Annotated in this window: 23 protein-coding genes; 13 read left to right on the top strand and 10 right to left on the bottom strand. The window is 65.9% G+C overall.

Annotated elements, in window-relative coordinates; genetic code table 11:
* The first annotated feature begins 54 nt into the window (after positions 1–54).
* A complete protein-coding gene (locus NJQ44_RS06250; protein WP_254273822.1) occupies positions 55–342 on the top strand; it encodes a DUF5789 family protein in 288 nt (95 codons plus the stop codon).
* On the opposite strand, the gene NJQ44_RS06255 is transcribed toward NJQ44_RS06250, so the two are convergent.
* From NJQ44_RS06255 to nreA, 3 genes are all read right to left on the bottom strand, one after another.
* The gene (locus tag NJQ44_RS06255) at positions 339–629 is read right to left on the bottom strand and encodes a hypothetical protein (RefSeq protein ID WP_254273823.1); all 291 of its coding nucleotides are present in this window, start codon (positions 627–629) and stop codon (positions 339–341) included. The two genes, NJQ44_RS06250 and NJQ44_RS06255, sit on opposite strands and share 4 nt — an antisense overlap.
* Positions 630–669: 40 nt before the next feature.
* Positions 670–840, bottom strand: coding sequence for a hypothetical protein (locus NJQ44_RS06260; protein WP_254273824.1), 171 nt, complete (start codon positions 838–840; stop codon positions 670–672).
* Between the two features lie 171 nt (positions 841–1,011).
* Positions 1,012–2,301 carry a DNA repair protein NreA gene (gene nreA / locus NJQ44_RS06265; RefSeq protein ID WP_254273825.1) on the bottom strand — a complete coding sequence of 430 codons (1,290 nt, stop codon included), beginning with the start codon at positions 2,299–2,301 and terminating at the stop codon, positions 1,012–1,014.
* A 93-nt stretch (positions 2,302–2,394) separates the two neighbouring features.
* Here nreA and NJQ44_RS06270 point away from each other — a divergent pair, with 93 nt between their 5' ends.
* From NJQ44_RS06270 to NJQ44_RS06280, 3 genes are read left to right on the top strand one after another with little or no spacing between them, the layout of a single operon-like run.
* Positions 2,395–2,790 (top strand): hypothetical protein, encoded by a 396-nt coding sequence (locus NJQ44_RS06270; protein ID WP_254273826.1) that lies wholly within the window; start codon positions 2,395–2,397, stop codon positions 2,788–2,790.
* A gap of 51 nt (positions 2,791–2,841) precedes the next feature.
* Positions 2,842–3,438 carry a ribonuclease HI gene (gene rnhA, locus NJQ44_RS06275; protein ID WP_254273827.1) on the top strand — a complete coding sequence of 199 codons (597 nt, stop codon included), beginning with the start codon at positions 2,842–2,844 and terminating at the stop codon, positions 3,436–3,438.
* Positions 3,431–3,985, top strand: a complete 555-nt coding sequence (locus NJQ44_RS06280) for a DUF7108 family protein (RefSeq protein WP_254273828.1) — start codon at positions 3,431–3,433, stop codon at positions 3,983–3,985. The genes rnhA and NJQ44_RS06280 overlap by 8 nt, the downstream gene beginning before the upstream one ends.
* A gap of 2 nt (positions 3,986–3,987) precedes the next feature.
* Here the strand turns inward: NJQ44_RS06280 and NJQ44_RS06285 are convergent, their stop codons facing one another.
* Entirely contained in the window at positions 3,988–4,347 is a 360-nt protein-coding gene (locus tag NJQ44_RS06285; RefSeq protein ID WP_254273829.1) for a PadR family transcriptional regulator, read from the bottom strand.
* A gap of 279 nt (positions 4,348–4,626) precedes the next feature.
* Here NJQ44_RS06285 and NJQ44_RS06290 point away from each other — a divergent pair, with 279 nt between their 5' ends.
* The 3 genes from NJQ44_RS06290 to NJQ44_RS06295 all read left to right on the top strand — a co-directional run bounded on the left by NJQ44_RS06290 (position 4,627) and on the right by NJQ44_RS06295 (position 6,903).
* Entirely contained in the window at positions 4,627–5,160 is a 534-nt protein-coding gene (locus NJQ44_RS06290) for an inorganic diphosphatase (protein WP_254273830.1), read from the top strand.
* A 188-nt stretch (positions 5,161–5,348) separates the two neighbouring features.
* Positions 5,349–5,474 carry a hypothetical protein gene (locus NJQ44_RS19455; protein WP_256557208.1) on the top strand — a complete coding sequence of 42 codons (126 nt, stop codon included), beginning with the start codon at positions 5,349–5,351 and terminating at the stop codon, positions 5,472–5,474.
* A gap of 85 nt (positions 5,475–5,559) precedes the next feature.
* Positions 5,560–6,903, top strand: a complete 1,344-nt coding sequence (locus NJQ44_RS06295; RefSeq protein ID WP_254273831.1) for an alkaline phosphatase family protein — start codon at positions 5,560–5,562, stop codon at positions 6,901–6,903.
* Positions 6,904–6,981: 78 nt separating this feature from the next.
* On the opposite strand, the gene NJQ44_RS06300 is transcribed toward NJQ44_RS06295, so the two are convergent.
* Together NJQ44_RS06300 and NJQ44_RS06305 are read right to left on the bottom strand one after the other, a co-directional pair.
* A complete protein-coding gene (locus NJQ44_RS06300; protein ID WP_254273832.1) occupies positions 6,982–8,055 on the bottom strand; it encodes a tubulin/FtsZ family protein in 1,074 nt (357 codons plus the stop codon).
* An 81-nt stretch (positions 8,056–8,136) separates the two neighbouring features.
* Positions 8,137–8,403 carry a MarR family transcriptional regulator gene (locus tag NJQ44_RS06305; protein ID WP_254273833.1) on the bottom strand — a complete coding sequence of 89 codons (267 nt, stop codon included), beginning with the start codon at positions 8,401–8,403 and terminating at the stop codon, positions 8,137–8,139.
* A 139-nt stretch (positions 8,404–8,542) separates the two neighbouring features.
* On the opposite strand from NJQ44_RS06305, the gene NJQ44_RS06310 reads away from it, so the two are divergent.
* Complete coding sequence (locus tag NJQ44_RS06310; protein ID WP_254273834.1) at positions 8,543–9,073, top strand: type II toxin-antitoxin system RatA family toxin; 531 nt, start codon at positions 8,543–8,545, stop codon at positions 9,071–9,073.
* A 9-nt stretch (positions 9,074–9,082) separates the two neighbouring features.
* Here NJQ44_RS06310 and NJQ44_RS06315 read toward each other — a convergent pair whose 3' ends face one another.
* On the bottom strand, positions 9,083–9,763 hold the full coding sequence (locus NJQ44_RS06315; protein ID WP_254273835.1) for a halocyanin domain-containing protein: 681 nt from the start codon (positions 9,761–9,763) through the stop codon (positions 9,083–9,085).
* A gap of 148 nt (positions 9,764–9,911) precedes the next feature.
* Between NJQ44_RS06315 and NJQ44_RS06320 the strand changes: the two genes are divergently transcribed.
* Positions 9,912–10,703, top strand: a complete 792-nt coding sequence (locus NJQ44_RS06320) for an aldo/keto reductase (RefSeq protein ID WP_254274318.1) — start codon at positions 9,912–9,914, stop codon at positions 10,701–10,703.
* Positions 10,704–10,828: 125 nt separating this feature from the next.
* Positions 10,829–11,578, top strand: coding sequence for a hypothetical protein (locus NJQ44_RS06325; RefSeq protein ID WP_254273836.1), 750 nt, complete (start codon positions 10,829–10,831; stop codon positions 11,576–11,578).
* Positions 11,579–11,773: 195 nt separating this feature from the next.
* On the opposite strand, the gene NJQ44_RS06330 is transcribed toward NJQ44_RS06325, so the two are convergent.
* The gene (locus NJQ44_RS06330) at positions 11,774–11,959 is read right to left on the bottom strand and encodes a DUF7333 family protein (RefSeq protein ID WP_254273837.1); all 186 of its coding nucleotides are present in this window, start codon (positions 11,957–11,959) and stop codon (positions 11,774–11,776) included.
* A 144-nt stretch (positions 11,960–12,103) separates the two neighbouring features.
* Positions 12,104–12,853: a hypothetical protein gene (locus NJQ44_RS06335; protein ID WP_254273838.1), complete on the bottom strand. Its 750-nt coding sequence runs from the start codon at positions 12,851–12,853 to the stop codon at positions 12,104–12,106.
* A gap of 78 nt (positions 12,854–12,931) precedes the next feature.
* On the opposite strand from NJQ44_RS06335, the gene NJQ44_RS06340 reads away from it, so the two are divergent.
* The gene (locus tag NJQ44_RS06340; RefSeq protein WP_254273839.1) at positions 12,932–13,237 is read left to right on the top strand and encodes a MazG-like family protein; all 306 of its coding nucleotides are present in this window, start codon (positions 12,932–12,934) and stop codon (positions 13,235–13,237) included.
* On the opposite strand, the gene dnaJ is transcribed toward NJQ44_RS06340, so the two are convergent.
* Complete coding sequence (gene dnaJ / locus NJQ44_RS06345) at positions 13,238–14,383, bottom strand: molecular chaperone DnaJ (RefSeq protein ID WP_254273840.1); 1,146 nt, start codon at positions 14,381–14,383, stop codon at positions 13,238–13,240. It abuts the gene before it with no gap.
* Between the two features lie 141 nt (positions 14,384–14,524).
* Between dnaJ and NJQ44_RS06350 the strand changes: the two genes are divergently transcribed.
* Both NJQ44_RS06350 and NJQ44_RS06355 read left to right on the top strand, forming a co-directional pair.
* The gene (locus NJQ44_RS06350) at positions 14,525–15,043 is read left to right on the top strand and encodes a hypothetical protein (RefSeq protein ID WP_254273841.1); all 519 of its coding nucleotides are present in this window, start codon (positions 14,525–14,527) and stop codon (positions 15,041–15,043) included.
* A 93-nt stretch (positions 15,044–15,136) separates the two neighbouring features.
* Positions 15,137–16,876 carry a Rieske (2Fe-2S) protein gene (locus NJQ44_RS06355; protein WP_254273842.1) on the top strand — a complete coding sequence of 580 codons (1,740 nt, stop codon included), beginning with the start codon at positions 15,137–15,139 and terminating at the stop codon, positions 16,874–16,876.
* Positions 16,877–16,882: the final 6 nt, after the last annotated feature.

Below are 16,882 nucleotides of genomic sequence, written 5' to 3' on the forward strand. Positions count from 1 at the left end.
GACGGTCGCTCGCATTCCGAAAGCACTAATCGGACTGACCGGGACACTCAGCATATGAGCGACGACGAGAGCGAAGAGGAGGCGCCAGCCGTCGAACTCGGCGAGGGACCTGACGTGGCGGGCGCGCCGCTCGCCCGTGTCACGGCACGTCTCACGTGGGGCATCGAACACAGCACCATCGTCGACCGAGAGGGCGAGACGGTCATCCGGACCCCGGACGGCCCGCAGGAACTGGCGGCCGTCCTCGAAGACGTCGACGAACCGTACTTCGCCGACCGCCACGAGTTCGAGGCGGCGGTCCGCGAGGCCATCGGCACCGGCCCGGTCCCGACCGACGACTAAGCCGATTCCTCGGCCGACTGCGTTTTTTCCGTCTCCGTCCCGCTATCCGGTTCTGTCTCTGTCTCTGTCTCCCTCTCCCTCTCCCTCTCTCCCTCGCCTTCCCGAACGACGGGGTCGGCGTCCGTCCCGACGAAGTCACTCCGGTCGCCCCACTCGTCGCGGGTGACGTACAGCGCGATACCGAGGACGACGAGCACCGGAATCACCATCGCGACCAAGAGGAGGAGAACGACGAGGAAGCCGCCGACGCCGATACCGCCGCCGGGGCCTTGGAGTAACAGATACATGCCCCGGCGTACGCGACGGAGGGGCAAACCGCTTTGGTGACTATCGCATGTTCGCGAGCGAGTAGACCGTATCGGAGATGAGCCACGCCGTCTCCGAGTCGACGTGTTCGATGCTCAGCGCGCAAAACGAGTCGCGGCCGCCGTCGACGGTGATGTGGTACGCCTCGCTGGTCAGTTCGTCTGTGCGTGTGTCTGCTGGCTCGGGGGACACACTGACTCCTCACGGATTCCCACGGTTAAGCCAGTCGATTCGGCCCGCAGCGGGCCTTAGACGGCCGAACGGATGTCCAAAGGTCGACACGCGAGAGCCTACTGCTGTCTGTCGGTCCGGCGGCTATTTGACGGATAGGCGAGTGGTCGAACCCCGCCGCAGTCGGCGGGTTCAGAAATCCGAGAGCTGTGACTGGAGTCCGGCGACGAGTTCGGACTTCCGACGGAGCGCGCCCATCGGGACGGGCAGTTGGTCAACGACGGCAGACAGCGTCTCGCGGAAGGACTGGCCGACGCCCGGTTCGTCGTCGAAGGCGTTGCGGACCCCCTCGCGGACCTGCCAGACGCCGACCGGCGCCCAGTAGTCGTCGGTAATCTCGCGGAGGACCAGACACTTCGCCTGTCGCCCCCGCTCTTGGAGGTGTTCGAGGACGCCCAACCGGGCGGCATAGTACGCGCCAGCGGTCTCCTCGACGTAGGCCGTTCTGCCTTCGTACCCCTCGTGGGCGCTGGACATGTAGTAGCCGGTGTCCGGCCGTGGGTTCCAGACGCTCTCCGGCGCTTTCATCTCGACCAGTTCGAACTCCCAGCGACCCGGCGACAGCAGGACCCAGTAGCGGTTGCCCATGTACTCGTTGTACCAGACTTCGGGTTTGTCGATGGTGTCGCTGTTGCGCGTCGTGCCGCGGAGGTACTGGCCGACGGTGTCGTCGACGGCGGTGATGGACCACCGCGTCGGTACGAGCGACCGCTCGCTGGCCTGTCCCAGCGCCCCCGCCGACAGAATCGTGTTGATGTCGTACACGTCGAACCCGCGGCGGTAGAGGTACGTCATCGCGCCCTCGGCCTGCCAGTCGTCGTCCGAGAGCGTCTTCTCGACGGGCCTCGGCACGTGAGGGTTCTCCGCGAGGTCCGCGCCGGTGGCGTGGGCGCGCGGTCCCGTCGGCGTCCCAACGTCGTCGAACTGCACGTCCAGGTCCGGCGTCCCGTCGAGTCCGACCTCCACGTCGACGGGATGGTCGGCGATGGCGACTTCCCGCTGGACGCCGACGAACCCGTTCCACACGTCGTAGGCGTTGCCGGTGTTTCCCCGCCGGCCGGTGCTGACGCTGTCGACGGCGGTCTGTCGCGTGGAGTTGAGCATCCCGGTCCGCCGCTGAAGCACGTCCTCGATACCCAGTCCGGCGTCGTACCACTCGCTGCTCGTGGCGAATCCCTCGGCGGCGGCGTCCCGGTCGACGGGCGAGAGCAAGCCAGTCGAGACGTTCGGATAGCCCGACCGGCCGACGAAGATTTCGGGGGCCGTCGACCCGAACAGCGAGTCGCCCTGCACCGTCTCGCGGAACTGCCGCTCGACGTCTTCGAGGTGGTCCGTGATGGCGTAGGACTTCTCGGCGGCGAGGCGTCGCTTCTCGGCGGCCTCGTCGCGTTCGAACCCCTCGATGAACTCGTCGAGTCGCATCACCGTCGGGTTGGCCCCTGTCGGGCATGAACCTGTCCCTGTCGAGAACAACTATTACGTACCTGGACTGAGTAACAACGGGTGTAATAAATCATGGTTAATACAACAAAGTGGGCCGGGTTGGCCGCGACACTGGTAGCGATAGTCATCGTCTTCCTCCCTTCGGTTCTCTCGACTTCACATCCGCAGGCGCTGACGAACCTCCTCGTCGGCGAAATCGGTGCTATCGCCATCGGCCACTCCACGTACCGCGTGGCGTCGGGTAAGCAGGCGGTTCCGCTCGCCGCCATTATCGGGACGCTCTGTGGACTGCTTCTGACGGTGTCGCCGATATTCCTCTACCCGTTTGACCCGTTCCTCTCGGTGATGCTGTTCGGCGGACTCGTCGTCACCGTCGGCGGGGTCGCCATGGGCGTCGACCGCATCCGCGGCGGCGCAGAAGGGCGACAGACTGGGGCACAGCGCATCGCGAGTCGCGCCGGGAACTGACGGACTACCGGACCACAACCGTTTTTGCGGCTGGCGAGTCTCCCTCGAACAATGCCGGTTATCGAGTGCGACGAGTCCGTCGCCCGAGCGCAGTTAGTCGACGCAGGCGTCGCCGTCGAGAGCGGCAACACCGACCACGAACGCTGGCGCGCCGACTACGGCGGCGCGACGGCCGTCGCCTACGAGGGGAAGGTCGTCGTGCAGGGCGAGGACACCGCGCGCCTCGAAGCCCTGTTGCGGGGCGACGACGGCGGGCGCGTCCACATCTACTTCGACGGGGCCTCTCGCGGGAACCCCGGCCCGGCGGCCGTCGGCTACGTCCTCGTCGACGACGGCGGCATCGTCACCGAGGGGAACAAGACCATCGGCCGCGCGACGAACAATCAAGCGGAGTACGCCGCCCTCGTGACGGCACTGGAAGTCGCCACCGAATACGGTTTCGACGAGGCCCACATCCGGGGCGACTCGGAACTCATCGTCAAGCAGGTCCGCGGCGAGTGGAACACAAACGACCCCGACCTGCGCGAACAGCGCGTGCGGGTCCGCGAACTCCTCACGCAGTTCGACGAGTGGCACATCGAACACGTTCCGCGAGAGATAAACGACCGCGCGGACAAACTCGCGAACGACGCACTCGACGATGACTGACCTCCCAGACGACGCGGTCGACGAAGTCGAACGGCTCACCAGACTCGCTCGCGAGGCGCCCGACGAGGACGAAGAAACTGCCTACCGCGAGGACCGCGCCGAACTCCTCGGTAAGCACCACTACACCTGTCGGATTCGCGAAGAGGACACGGGCGACGTGCTCGTCTGTCACCCCGCAGAATGGGTCGAAGACGGCGTCATCCGGCCCGACCGAATCGAGGACACGGACCGCGGCGTCGAGGTCCGCCTGTCCGGCCCGGGCGACGCCGACGACTGGGACGCCGTCGAGGAACGCAACCGACGGATCGTCGCCGAAGTCCGAGACGAACACGGCGAGGTCCACGGGGCGACGGCTGACGCCCTCGCGGATTTCATGGGGAATCACTATGCGAAGCCTATCGCCGAGGCGACGCCGGACGAACTCGCGGAGTTCCGTGAGGAGTACTTTCCGCGGAACACGTGGCCGACCGACGAACAGCGGTCGCTACTGGAAGACTCTGTTCAGTTGGCCGTCGAAAAAACGGATGGTCGAGTACCGGACCAGTAGGGTTACTCGTGGGATTCGACGAGGTCGTACAGTTCGTCGGCGCGGTTGTCACCGGTGACAAACTTCGAGAATTCCCAGCCGAGTTGGTCGAGAACCGCTTCCTTCCCGTCTTCGGTAAGCGAGTACTGGTTGGTCCGCTTGTCGAGTTCGCTCTTCTCGACGAGGCCCATCTCGACGAGATCGTCGAGGTTGGGGTACAGTCGGCCGTGGTTCACCTCGTCGCTGTAGTATTCTTCGAGTTCTCGCTTGATGGCGAGACCGTATCGGGGTTCCTCTGCGAGGATGACGAGGATGTTCTGCTGGAAGGCCGTGAGGTCCTTCGCGATGCCTGGGCTTTCGGTAACGGATTGTGCCTCTGACATAGTTAGCTAAATGTCATCATGGTATTTAACACTTGTTAAATCTAGCCTTCATATCACAATCACCGATAGACGGCGCTTGATATATCAGGCGATAATAACTGTACCATTACCTGGAATGTACAGCGGCGTGACCAGTTATATGGGCATCTTACCGAAGCGACTGTGCCCGACGTGTTGTCGTGATAATACTGAGCGATGATTCGATAAATACTTTTTGTCTGACGGTATCGGCGAGTCATTACGAAAGTAATTTTTGCCGCGGTGGCGCAGTCGTCAGTGATGACGAACCTCTGGGAAGACCTCGAAACCGGACCGAACGCGCCCGAAGAGATTTACGCCGTCGTCGAGTGCCTCAAGGGCGAGCGCAACAAGTACGAGTACGACAAGGACATCCCCGGCGTCGTCCTCGACCGCGTCCTCCACAGCAACGTTCACTACCCCTCGGACTACGGCTTCATTCCGCAGTCGTACTACGACGACGAGGACCCCTTCGACGTCCTCGTCCTCGTCGAGGACCAGACGTTCCCCGGCTGCGTCATCGAGGCTCGCCCCGTCGCTCTGATGAAGATGGACGACGACGGCGAACAGGACGACAAGGTCATCGCCGTCCCGACGGAGGACCCGCGATTCGACCACATCGAGGACTTAGACGACATCCCCCAGCAGCAACTCGACGAGATCGACGAGTTCTTCGAGACGTACAAGAACCTCGAAGCGGGCAAAGAAGTCGAGACGCTCGGGTGGGAAGACAAGCAGGCCGCGATGGACGCCATCGAGCACGCCCAGGACCTCTACGACGAGCAGTTCAACTAAACCGCGCTCTCTCTCACTCTTCCGTTCGCGACTGGATAGCGACCGGTATCCGCTCCGTGTCTACGCGGACCGTGAACCGTCGGCACGCGGGCAGGCGACGTATGCTCGCCGATAATATCGGCGGTCTTTGCCGATGTTTTATGAGCATGGGTAATCTTTTCACTCGCCTCGCCCGTGTGTTACACACGATGGCGACCGACCAACCGAAGGCGACGATAGACGACCCACCGACCGGACCCGACGGAGAGCGGCCGAGTCCACCGGTCATCGCACACCTCACCGTCGTCCCCGAGAACGCCGACCGCTCGTCGTGACCGACCGGGTGCCGAACGGATTGCCGCTTTCCCTGACAGCCACTCGAAAAGAAGCTTCTTGTCCCCGACCACTCTAACGGGCCGTATGGGATTATTCGACCGCCTCAAAGGCGACGACGCGCCGCGCGTGGCGTTTTTCGGCATCGACGGCGTGCCGTACAGCCTCATCGACGAGCACCCTGACGTGTTCCCCAACCTCACCGACCTCAAGCGAGAGGGGAGCGGTGCCCCAATCGACAGCATCGTGCCGCCCGAATCCAGCGCTTGCTGGCCCTCGCTGACCACGGGCGTCAACCCCGGCGAAACCGGCGTCTACGGTTTTCAGGACCGCGAAGTCGGCTCCTACGACACCTACGTCCCGATGGGTCGGGACGTGCAGGCGACGCGCCTCTGGGACCGCGTCACCGACGCGGGTCGTGACGCGACGGTGCTGAACGTCCCCGTCACCTTCCCGCCCCAGCGCAACGTCCAGCGCATGGTCTCCGGGTTCCTCTCGCCCGGCGTCGACAAGGCCGCCTACCCCGACGAACTCCGCACCCGACTCGAGGAGACGAACTACCGCATCGACGTCAACGCCAAACTCGGCCACGACGAGGACAAGTCCGACTTCGTGGAGGACGCCCACGAGACGCTCGAAAAGCGCTACGAGACGTTCTCACACTACGTGCAAGAGGACGACTGGGACCTCTTTTTCGGCGTGTTCATGACCACCGACCGGGTCAATCACTTCCTGTTCAAACACTACGAGCAGGACGGGGAGTACCAGCAGGAGTTCCTCGACTTCTATAAGCAGGTCGACGAGTACCTCGGCAACCTCCGCGAGCAACTCGCCGACGACGTGACGATGGTCGTCGCCTCCGACCACGGCTTCACCTCGCTGGACCACGAGGTCCACTTCAACGAATGGCTCGAACAGGAGGGCTGGCTGGAGTTCGAGGACGACGACCACGCCGAACTCGGCGACATCAGCGAGGACACGAAGGCGTACTCGCTCATCCCCGGCCGCTTCTACATCAACCTGGAGGGCCGCGAACCGAACGGCGGCGTCCCCGAAGACGAGTACGAGTCGGTCCGCGCCGACCTCAAGTCGAAACTCGAAGCCCTCGAAGGGCCGAACGGCGAGAAGGTCGCCGACCGCGTCGTCACCCGCGAAGACGCGTTCCGCGGCGACCACGACGACATCGCGCCGGACCTCGTCGTCATCCCGAACCACGGCTTCGACCTCAAAGCCGGGTTCAAAGGGAGCGAGGACGTGTTCGACGTGGGGCCGCGCAACGGCATGCACTCGTTCGACAACGCGACCCTGCTGGTCGACGACGCCGACGCCCGCATCGCCGACGCCGACCTCTACGACATCGCGCCCACCATCCTCGACCTGATGGACGAGGAGTACGACCGCACCGAGTTCGACGGTAGCAGTCTCGTCTAAAGCCACTTGTTACTGCGGGGGGTTTCCTCGCGCCGAAGGCGCTGCGGTAACCCCCGACGAAGTAACAAGTAGTGGTGTTTATAAGAGGTTGTCCAACTCGCTGTTGGTGAACTCGTCCACGTCGACGCTGTTGCCCTGCGATTTGGCCGCCTTCTTCGCTTGCTCCATGAACTCGTTGACGCGGCCCGAGCGCTCGACGCCCGACAGAAGGACCAGTGAGGCGATTTTCTCGGACCCGAGGGGGAAGTCGCCGCCGCGGACTTCCATACTGCCCGTCTCGTCTTCGACCCAGCGGCGGGCGCGTTCGACGCCCTTCCGGGAGAGGCGTTCCGGGTCGCCAGCGATGACCAGGAGCGCAGACTCCGCCGTGGTGGCGTTGGGAAGGCTCATACTGGTGAGGAGGGCGTTGCGGGTGACGCTCGTGATGGTGTTGACGTTCTCGTTGGCGTCCTCGCTGGCCTCCGCGCTCGCGTAGCCGATGGAGGAGATGCCGCCGCCGCGGAGCGTGTTGATGATTTCCGAGGAGTCGACGACGCTCTCGCCGACGCCTTCGACGGCCTCGCCGGAGGCGAGCAAGAGGCCGATGCGCTGCGAGATAGCGTCGTTGATGCGGTCGTAGCCGTCGGAGACGCTGTCGCCGGAGCCACGCCACGCGTCGTTGTCGACGAGGAGGAGGGAGTCGGCTTCGCGAGTGGCGGTCTTGAGCGAGCGACCCGCGTTGGCCTGGTACAGGCCGCCCTCGTCTTTTCCGGGGAGGATGCCGAGGACGTAGACGGGGATGTCGTAGATGCGTTTGAGTTCGCGGGCGAGCATCGGCGCGCCGCCGGACCCGGTGCCGCCGCCGAGGCCCGCGACGACCATCACGGCCTCCGCTTCGGTCGTGATACGGCCGTCTAAGTTGTCGAGTACCTCGGTGGCGTTCTCCTGCATCACCTGTGCGCCCAGTTCGTTGTCACCGCCGACGCCGTGGCCTTTCACCCTGTCTTGACCGATGAGAACCGTGTCGATGTCGAGGTTCTGGAGGTCCGGCCTGGCCGTATTGACCGCTAACGCGCCTTTGACCGCGTCGAACCCCATGTCGTAGTCGAACTCGGCGAGGGACTGCGTGACTTTCCCCCCGGCTTGACCAACCCCAATCAGGACGACTTTCATATGCAACGTCTCTGTGGGCAGAGGTATCAACGTTACCCCACTTGGCCGCCGTTCGGCGGCCGCGTTCACCCGCCGAGACGCTTACTCGATGCTGAGGGTGTAGATTCGCTTTCGCGCGTCGGCAAAGGAGAACCGAGAGTCGACGACGCCGACCTCTTCGAGTCGGTTCAGCGCGTAGCGGACGGTTCGGGGCGGTAACAGCGTCTCGTCAGCGAGTTGGCTCTGTGTCAGCGTCTCGTTGTACTCTAAGACCTTAGCGACGAGTTTCGCGCTCGGCGGCAAGTCGCGGACGGCCTCCCAACCGACTGGGTCGCCGTCGTCGACCTGTTGAATATCGGATGCGCTCATGTACACCTCCATACCGGATACAGGGTAATAATATTTCTTGTTCTGTCTCATGCGCACGAGAAATCTTCCGGCAACTTTGTCACCACCGAATCCGAGGCTCGCCCGAAAGTTTACGTCGAGAACCGACGGCATTGGGGGTGTGGACGAAATCGAGGTCACGACCGTCGTCTACGTGCCCCCCGAGGAGATGTACGAGTTCCTGCTGGACTTCCCGGGGTACGCGCGATACTCGGAGTACATCGACCGGGTAGAGCGAGACGGCGATGGAACGCCGGGAACCTGTTACGACCTCGTGTTCTCGTGGTGGAAACTCACCTACACCGCTCGGTCGGAGGTCACGGGCGTCGACGAACCCGAGCGCATCGACTGGCGAATCGTGAAAGACATCGACGCCGAGGGGTACTGGGAAGTGGATTCAGTACCCGAAGAGGCACCCGACGGCGTCGACGCGGCCTCGCGGGTCGTCCTCCACATCGAGTTCGACCCCGACTCGGCGTCGGCCGGGGCCGTCGACCTGCCGCGTCTCGTCTCGCTGGACTGGGTCATCGAGAAGGTGAAACCGCTGATTCAGAAGGAGGCGAAACGCATCGTCCAGCGCGTCGTCAGGGACATCGAAGGCCGTCAGCGCGACGTGGACTTGGTTATTCGAACGGGGCCGGACTCGGTCTGAGCGGCGCGCTCACTCCGTGTCCGGCGTTTCGTAGTTCCCGCCGTAGCGCATGAAGAAGTACGCGAGGCCGAGCGTCGCAATCATCACGAAGGAGGTGGCGACGCCGAGCGTCTTCGCGCTGTTGGGCACTTCAGGGGACCCGCCGCCACCGCCACCGCCCCCGCCGCTGCTGGCGGTGGGGTAGTCGGTCCCGACGACGACGGCCCCTTTCATACCGAGGCCCTCGTGAGGGACGCAGACGTAGTTGAAGATGCCGTCTTCCTCGAATGTGTGTTCGTAGTTGACGCCCGCAGAGGCCGTCGCGCTGCCCGAATCGAGCGGACCGTCGCCGGACGAGACGACGTTGTGGCCGCCGCCGTTGCCGGTCCACTCGAACTGGACGGTCGCGCCGTTGTCGACGTGGACCGCGGGCGGGTCGAAGGCGAACGCGCCGCCGTTGCCCTCGGCACCGACGGTGACCGTGACCGTGTCCTGTCCGCGGGCGTCGACGGTCGTCCCGTCGAAGTTGCCGACGTTGCTGAACCAACTGCCGTAGTCCGGCGGACCGGCGCTGCCGCCGCCATCGCCGCTGGACTCGTTACCGCCGTCTTCCTGTGCAGCCGCCGTCCCCGCGGCAGCCGAGGCGGCGGTAGCCCCCGCGGCAGTCCGCATGAACGCTCGACGAGACACGTCCGCACTACCGTCTGTCATACTCGGTGGTTTGTGGGGCCCCGTTCTCAATATGTCGGTTTCGAGTCGCACTCGCCACCGGTTTCCTGCCCCTTATCCGAGTCGACGGTCTTGGTCTGGTATGTCGAAGCAGCAACTCACACCGGAGAGCGTCCCGCGCGCCAGTGGCATGCCGATGCTCGGCCTCGGCACGTGGCAGAACGACGACGCCGAAACGTGTGCAACCAGCGTCGGGACGGCTCTAGAGGCGGGATATCGACACGTCGACACCGCACAGGCCTACGGCAACGAGGCCGCCGTCGGCGACGGTATCGCCGCCGCAGACGTGGACCGCGAGGACATCTTCCTGGCGACGAAGGTCTGGAACTCGAATCTCGCCGGTGAAGACGTTCTCTCTTCGACGGAGGACAGCCTCGACGCCCTCGGCGTCGACGCCGTCGACCTCCTGTACGTCCACTGGCCCGCCGGTGCGTACGACCCCGAAGACACGCTCGCGGCTTTCGACGAACTGTACAGCGAGGGGCTGATTCACAACGTCGGCGTCTCGAACTTCGAACCCCATCACGTCGAGAAAGCGATGGACGTTCTCGACGCGCCGCTGTTCGCCAATCAGGTCGAGATGCACCCGTTCCTCCAGCAGGAGGAACTCCGCGCCCACGCCGCCGAACACGGCTACGAACTCGTCGCCTACTCGCCGCTGGCCCGCGGCGAGGTGTTCGAGAGCGACGTGTTGACCGACATCGCCGACGCCCACGACGCCAGTGCCGCACAGGTCAGCCTCGCGTGGCTTCGTGAGAAGGGCGTCACCGCCATCCCGAAAGCCACCGGCGAGGCCCACATCGCCGACAACTGGGCGAGCGTCGGCCTCGACCTCTCCGACGAGGAAGTCGCCCGCATCGACGACATCGAGCGGACCGACCGCCGCGTCGACCCGGACTTCGGCCCGGACGCCTGGGACTGAGGACTCGCCGACGCTGACACGGCGGCCTCGAATCTCTTTCTCTCTGCCGCGCCTTGTTTTTCGCCTGTCAGGTCCTGCTACGGCGGCCTGAAAGCTTTAACGGCGGGAGGGGTAAAGTGGCCCGTATGGCAACCGGGAACGACGGGACCGAAGGGGTCGTCGGCGGGATGCGAATCGACCTCCGGCGGTTACACGAGACGTGGATGGAGCTACTCTACCCACGCCAGCGCGGGGCGGGCGATACGGTACTGGGGACGTGGACGCCCGATTCGCAGTTCGGGATGATTGCGTATCGGGCGTGGTCTGCGGTGGGCGTCCCTATCATCGGCCTCCTCTATCCGCTGGTGTTACTCGGCGCGTTCGTCAGGTTTCAGACGCGGCGCATCGACGGAACGGCGACCCGTCTCGGCCTCGTCGGCGTCGTCTTTCTCTCGCTCCTCGTCTGGGGCGGACTGGCCGCCCTCGCGCGCTTCGAACTGAACCTCGTCGCTGGCGGCTTCCTGGCTATCGCCATCGCGGGGGGCGTCGCGACCCTGTCTGCGGCGCTCGCCGTCACCGCTCGCGCGGTGGGCGGTCGGGGAACGACAGTCGCCCTCGCATACCCGTTCGCGATGACCGCGCTCTTCCTCCCGCCGGTCGTGGCGGCGCTGTTCTCGCAGACGCTCGCGGCCGTCGTCCTCCCGAATAGCACCGCGCTCGCCCAGTGGCTGCTGGACAACGTGCTCGCGCCCATCGGCCTCGCTCAGACGTTCTCGCAGACGTTCGACCTCGAAGGCTCCGCGTACGTCGTGATGTGGCTCGCCATCTCGGTCCCGCTGGGGTGGATTCTCGGCCTGCTGGTGACGCTCGCGGACCTCGTTCGCCCCACCGGGTAGCCAAGAGAGCAGCCACAGGCACCGCTCTGGCCCCTGCGGACCAGCCAGCCTCCCCACGAGTCTGCCGCCGGAGACAGGTATCGGCCACCGCGTCGAGTCACGGGACAGGCCAGTTACCGACGGTCGTCAGAATCGACCGGCGACCGAGCCGACGTTCCCCTCGACCCAGGGGCTGTCGGCGAGCAGGCCAGCGTGTTACGCACCGGCGCGGAACTCGCCGTGCTTCATCCCGAAGAAGAACGCGACGACCGAGAAGACGATCATCGAGGGGAGGACCATCATGAACACTGTCGAGGGAGTCATCACGGTCGTGAGCACGACTGCCGCGACGGCGACAATCACGACGAGGGGTCCCACGGAGCGCGCGAAGTCGAATTCCATACCCGCCGTTACAGGCGAACAGACAAAACCGTTAAGAAATCAGGGTCACCGGGTACCAAACTGACAAGGAGTGGCCCGGAACCGAACCACAGAGACCCGCGTGGTTCGGCCTTCCGCCACGGTTCCGGCGGCGAGTACCGCGCCTCACACTGAGAGTTCGCTCGGTCGAATAACCCGTTCTTCCGGAACCGAGTCGTCGACGGCGACGGCCACGTCCGCCGTCTCGCCGTCGCCCAGTAACACCGTCGCGCCCGCCCGCATCGGCGCGACCAACCCCGCGACGAGGGCACCCGCGGAGGTGACCGGCGCTCGGAGCGCGACGGTGGTCTCCGCGTCGAAGTCGTAGTCGGAGACCACGCGTTCGCCCGCGGCCAGCAAGTCGCCGTGAGTGTAGGTCCGGTCGGCCGCCAGCGCGTCGTCCGCGGGCGACAGTTCGCCCGGCGGTTGGAGCGGGTTCTCGCTCCACAGTTCCCGCTCGAACTGGGCGACGGTGGGGTCGTCGCTCGGGCCGCCGTAGGCCAGCGCCTTCGTCCCCGGCGCGAGTTCGTAGCGGTCCAGCCACGCCGCGGGCGCGACGAGGGCCTTCGTGTCCACCGCGCCGGGCGGGTCCATGTCGACAACTGCGCCGTCCATCGTCGCCGCGAGGAAGGCCAACAGCGCGTCCGGCACGTCCCGCAGGTAGCCGGGTTCGTCCCCGTCCTCGGGGTTCTTCGGGCCAGCGACGACGGCGACCCGCATCCCGTTTCGGACGCCGTAGTGGCGCATGAGGTTCCCGCCCTTCCAGACGTTCGTACAGAAGTCGCCGTAACTGTACGGCGCGGTCCGTTCGGGCGACTCGAACAGCACGCCCGTCCGCCCGCGCCCGGCCGCGACGAGGTCACCGAGTGTCTCCATAGTCGGTGGTAGGAGCGACCGGACAAAAGGCAGACGGAAACCGCAACGCAGTTGCGCGTGTCGCCGGTCGCCCGGTCTATGGACCGACAGGACCGCGTCGAGACGTTTCTGACCGACCACGACCTCACGACGCCGCCCGCGTACCGCCTGCTGGACCTCGCCTCGGAACTCGGCGAAGTCGCCAAGGAGCTAAACGAGTCCACCGAATACGGGTCGGACCCCGCCGCCGCCGACGTGGCGACGGACGAACTCGGCGACACGCTGTTCGCGCTGTTGGCGCTCTGTGCGGAACTGGACGTGGACGCCGACGACGCACTGGAGACGGCGCTCGAAAAGTACGAATCTCGACTCGACGGGGCGGAAACGCCGGGGAGCGGCGAGTAGCTACAGGGAGTTCTTCAGTTTCTCGAAGAAGCCTTCCTCGATGTCGACTTCTTCCCCGCCCGCCTCGGCGAACTGTTCGAGCGCGGCCTTCTGTTCGTCGTTGAGGCTGTCCGGCGTGACGACCTGCACCTGCACGTAGAGGTCACCATTCCCGCGCCGTCGCAGGCGGGGCATCCCCTTGTCTTCGAGGCGGAACACCTCGCCGCTCTGCGTGCCCGAGGGCACGTCCATATCCACTTCGCCGTCGACGGTCGGAACCGTCACCGTGTCGCCGAAGACGGCCTGCGGGAACGAGATGGGGTGCTGGTGCTTCAGGTCGTCGCCGTCTCGCTCGAAGTCCGGGTGGTCGCGGACCGACACCTGGATGAGCAGGTCGCCGTTGGGGCCGCCGCGCTCGCCGGGCGCGCCTTCCCGCTCCATCCGGAGGGTCTGGCCGTCCTCGATACCGGCCGGGACCTCGACTTCCAGCGTCGCCTCGTTCTGGACGGTCCCGTTGCCGCCGCAGGTCGAACACGTCTCGTCGTACAGCGTCCCCTCGCCCTCACAGCGGCGGCAAGTCGCCGTCTGCTGGACGCGGCCCATCGGCGTCTGCTGGACGCGGGTCGTCTGTCCCTGCCCGTTACACTCGGGACAGGTCTGTGAGTCGGCGTCCGGCGGGTGGCCCTTCCCGTCACAGTCCTCGCAGGATTCGGGGCGCGTGATGGTCAACTGCTTCGTGACGCCGTGGTAGGCGTCCGCCAAGTCGATGTCCAGTCGTGTCTGCAGGTCTTGGCCCTGCCGCGGGCGGTTGCCGCCGCCGCGTCGGCCGCCACCGCCGAAGAACTGGTCGAAGATGTCCTGCATGTCGAACCCGCCGCCCGCGCCGCCGAAGGGGTCGCCGCCCATGCCGCCGCGGCCGCCGCCCGCGCCGCCGCGCTTCTCGGCCTGTTCGAAGCGGTCGTGCCCCATCTGGTCGTACATCTGGCGCTTTTCCTCGTCCGTGAGCACCTCCTTGGCCTTCTTCGCCTTCTTGAACTTCTCTTCGGCGTTCGGGTCGTCGCTCACGTCCGGGTGGAACTGGCGGGCCTTCTCGCGGTAGGCCTCCTGTATCTCGTCTTCAGAGGCGTCCCGCGAGACGCCCAGTACCTCGTAGAAATCCTGGCTCATTCGTTGTGCGTGGATACTGGATTCAGCCACTTCAAAAGAACGGGTCGCGTACCGTGTGGGCCGAACCCGCGTGGAGCGGGTCGCCGACCGGCCCGTGCAACGACCGGGGGGCTTATTTTCGTGCCGCTGGACCATCCACCAATGAGCGGTTCCTCCCGGTCGGACACGCGCGGTGTCGTGACCGTCGAACGCGTCGCGGTCTGGCTACTGGCGGCGCTGGCCGTCACCGGACTCGCCGCGCTCGCGTACGGTCCCGGCGCGGACCTGCGGACGGCCGCCCCCGACGTGACCGTCGACGGGAGCTACGACGCCGATGCGAGCGCGGTCACCGTCAGCCACGCCGGAGGCGACACGCTGACGGCGACCAGCACGACGGACGTGGCCGTCGTCGTCACCGACGCGAGCAGGAACGCCACGACGACGCTGGTGTGGGCCACCGAGGCGCGTGGTCTCCCGGTGTCCGCTGGTGACTCGTTCACCGTCGACGACCCGAGCGTGGACGCCGACGGCGACGGCGACTACCTCGACGGCGACGGGTCCGTGGGCTTCTACCTCGATGACGGCGATACCGTCGCCGTCGTCTGGACGGGGCGACTCGTCGGCGCGCCCGACGAGCGGACCGCAACGCTCGGTACGGTGACCGTCGGCGACGGGGCTTGACCCGACTGACCGAGTGCCAGTCGGCTGCACGTAGCCCGACCGCGTTTGTCGACGGCGCGAAACTTTACCCTCGTCTGTGCCGACCGTTCACGTATGGCGACAGCAGACGCCTCCCACGAACTGTTCCCCCTCGCCGACCTCACCGAAAACTCTCCGCAAGTGGTGCAGGTCGACGGCCACTCTATCGCCGTCTTCCACCACGAGGACCGAGTGTACGCCGTCGACAACCGATGCCCGCACATGGGGTTTCCGCTCTCGAAAGGGACCGTCGACGACGGCCTCCTGACCTGTCACTGGCACCACGCCCGCTTCGAGTTGGCCTGCGGCGACACGCTGGACCCGTGGGCCGACGACGTGCAGACGTTCCCCGTCGAAGTCCGGGACGGCGTCGTTTACGTCGACCCGGACCCCGACCCCGACGTGCCACCGGAGACCCACTGGCGCAACCGACTCGCCGACGCGATGCAGGAGAACATCTCTCTCGTCGCGGCGAAGGCGGTCATCAACCTCGATGCACTCGGTGACGGCTTTTCGACGCCGCTCCGGACCGCCGTCGATTTCGGGACGAAGTACCGGGCGTCGGGGTGGGGCAGTGGGCTGACGACGCTCGGCGCGATGGCGAACCTCTACGGCGACGTGGCCCACGACGAGAAACTGCGAGCGATGTACGTCGGCGTCACCGAAGTCGCCGCCGACTGCGCGGGCGAACCGCCCCGCTTCGACCAGTACGAACTCCGCAACGACGACCTCTCGAAGGCCCGTCTGAAGTCGTGGTTCCGCGAGACCTGCGAGGTCCGCGACGGCGACGGCGCGGAGCGCTGCCTCCGCACCGCGGCCGCCGTCCTCCCGCCCGAGGACGTGGTCGAGATTCTGCTCGCGGCCGCGACGGACCACCTCTACATGAACGCCAGCCACACGCTGGACTTCGTGAACAAGGCCGTCGAGACGCTGGACCACGTCGGGTGGGAGGCCGCGCCGGACGTTCTCGCGTCGACCGTCGACCAGTTCACCGACGCCGCCCGGAGCGAGGAGTCGTCCCAGTGGCGGCAACCGATAGACGTGGCCGCGCTGTGTTTCGATGCCCACGACGCCCTCCCGGACCTCGTCGCCGCTGGCGAGGGCCAAGAATGGACCCGACCCGACGACTTCGTGGAGACGCTTCTCGCCGACGACCCCCACGCCGTCGTCGACGCCCTCCGCGACGCCATCAGACAGGGGGCGACGGCAGAACAGTTGACGCGGGCCGTCGCACTGGCGGCCACCCGCCGCGTCGCCCAGTTCGCCACCAGCAACGAGTTCGGCGACTGGAACACGGTCCACCACACCCTCAGCTACGCCAACGCCGCCCACGCGATGGCCGCCCGGACCGACGCTATCGAAGCCTACAAGCCGTGTTTCGACGGCGCGATATCGGTGTATCTGGACCGCTTCCTCAACACGCCCGCCGCGCCGCGTCCCGAACCCACCCCGTCGGACCGCGACCCGGCGACCATCCGCGCGGACCTGCTGGCGACGTTCGACGAACAGGGACGGGTGAACGAGGCCGGGCGACTCGTGAGCGAACACTTCGACGCGGAGGGTGACGTCGACGCCCTCAAACAGGCGCTCGGCGAGGGACTGCTTCGGGAAGACGCGGGCTTTCACGAACTCCAGCACCTCGAAGCGGCGTTCCGGCAGGCGCGATTCGCCGAGGACGACGCCGAACGCCGCCTGCCGCTGATTGCGGCCGCGCGCTATCTCTCGGCGCACTTCCCGACTCGCCGCGAGCGCGAACAGACGTTCTCTATCGCCCACCGACTGTTCCGCGGCGAAGCGATTCACGGCGAGGACTGAGTCGGC

The organism is Haloarcula marina, from assembly GCF_024218775.1.
Classification (GTDB): domain Archaea; phylum Halobacteriota; class Halobacteria; order Halobacteriales; family Haloarculaceae; genus Haloarcula; species Haloarcula marina.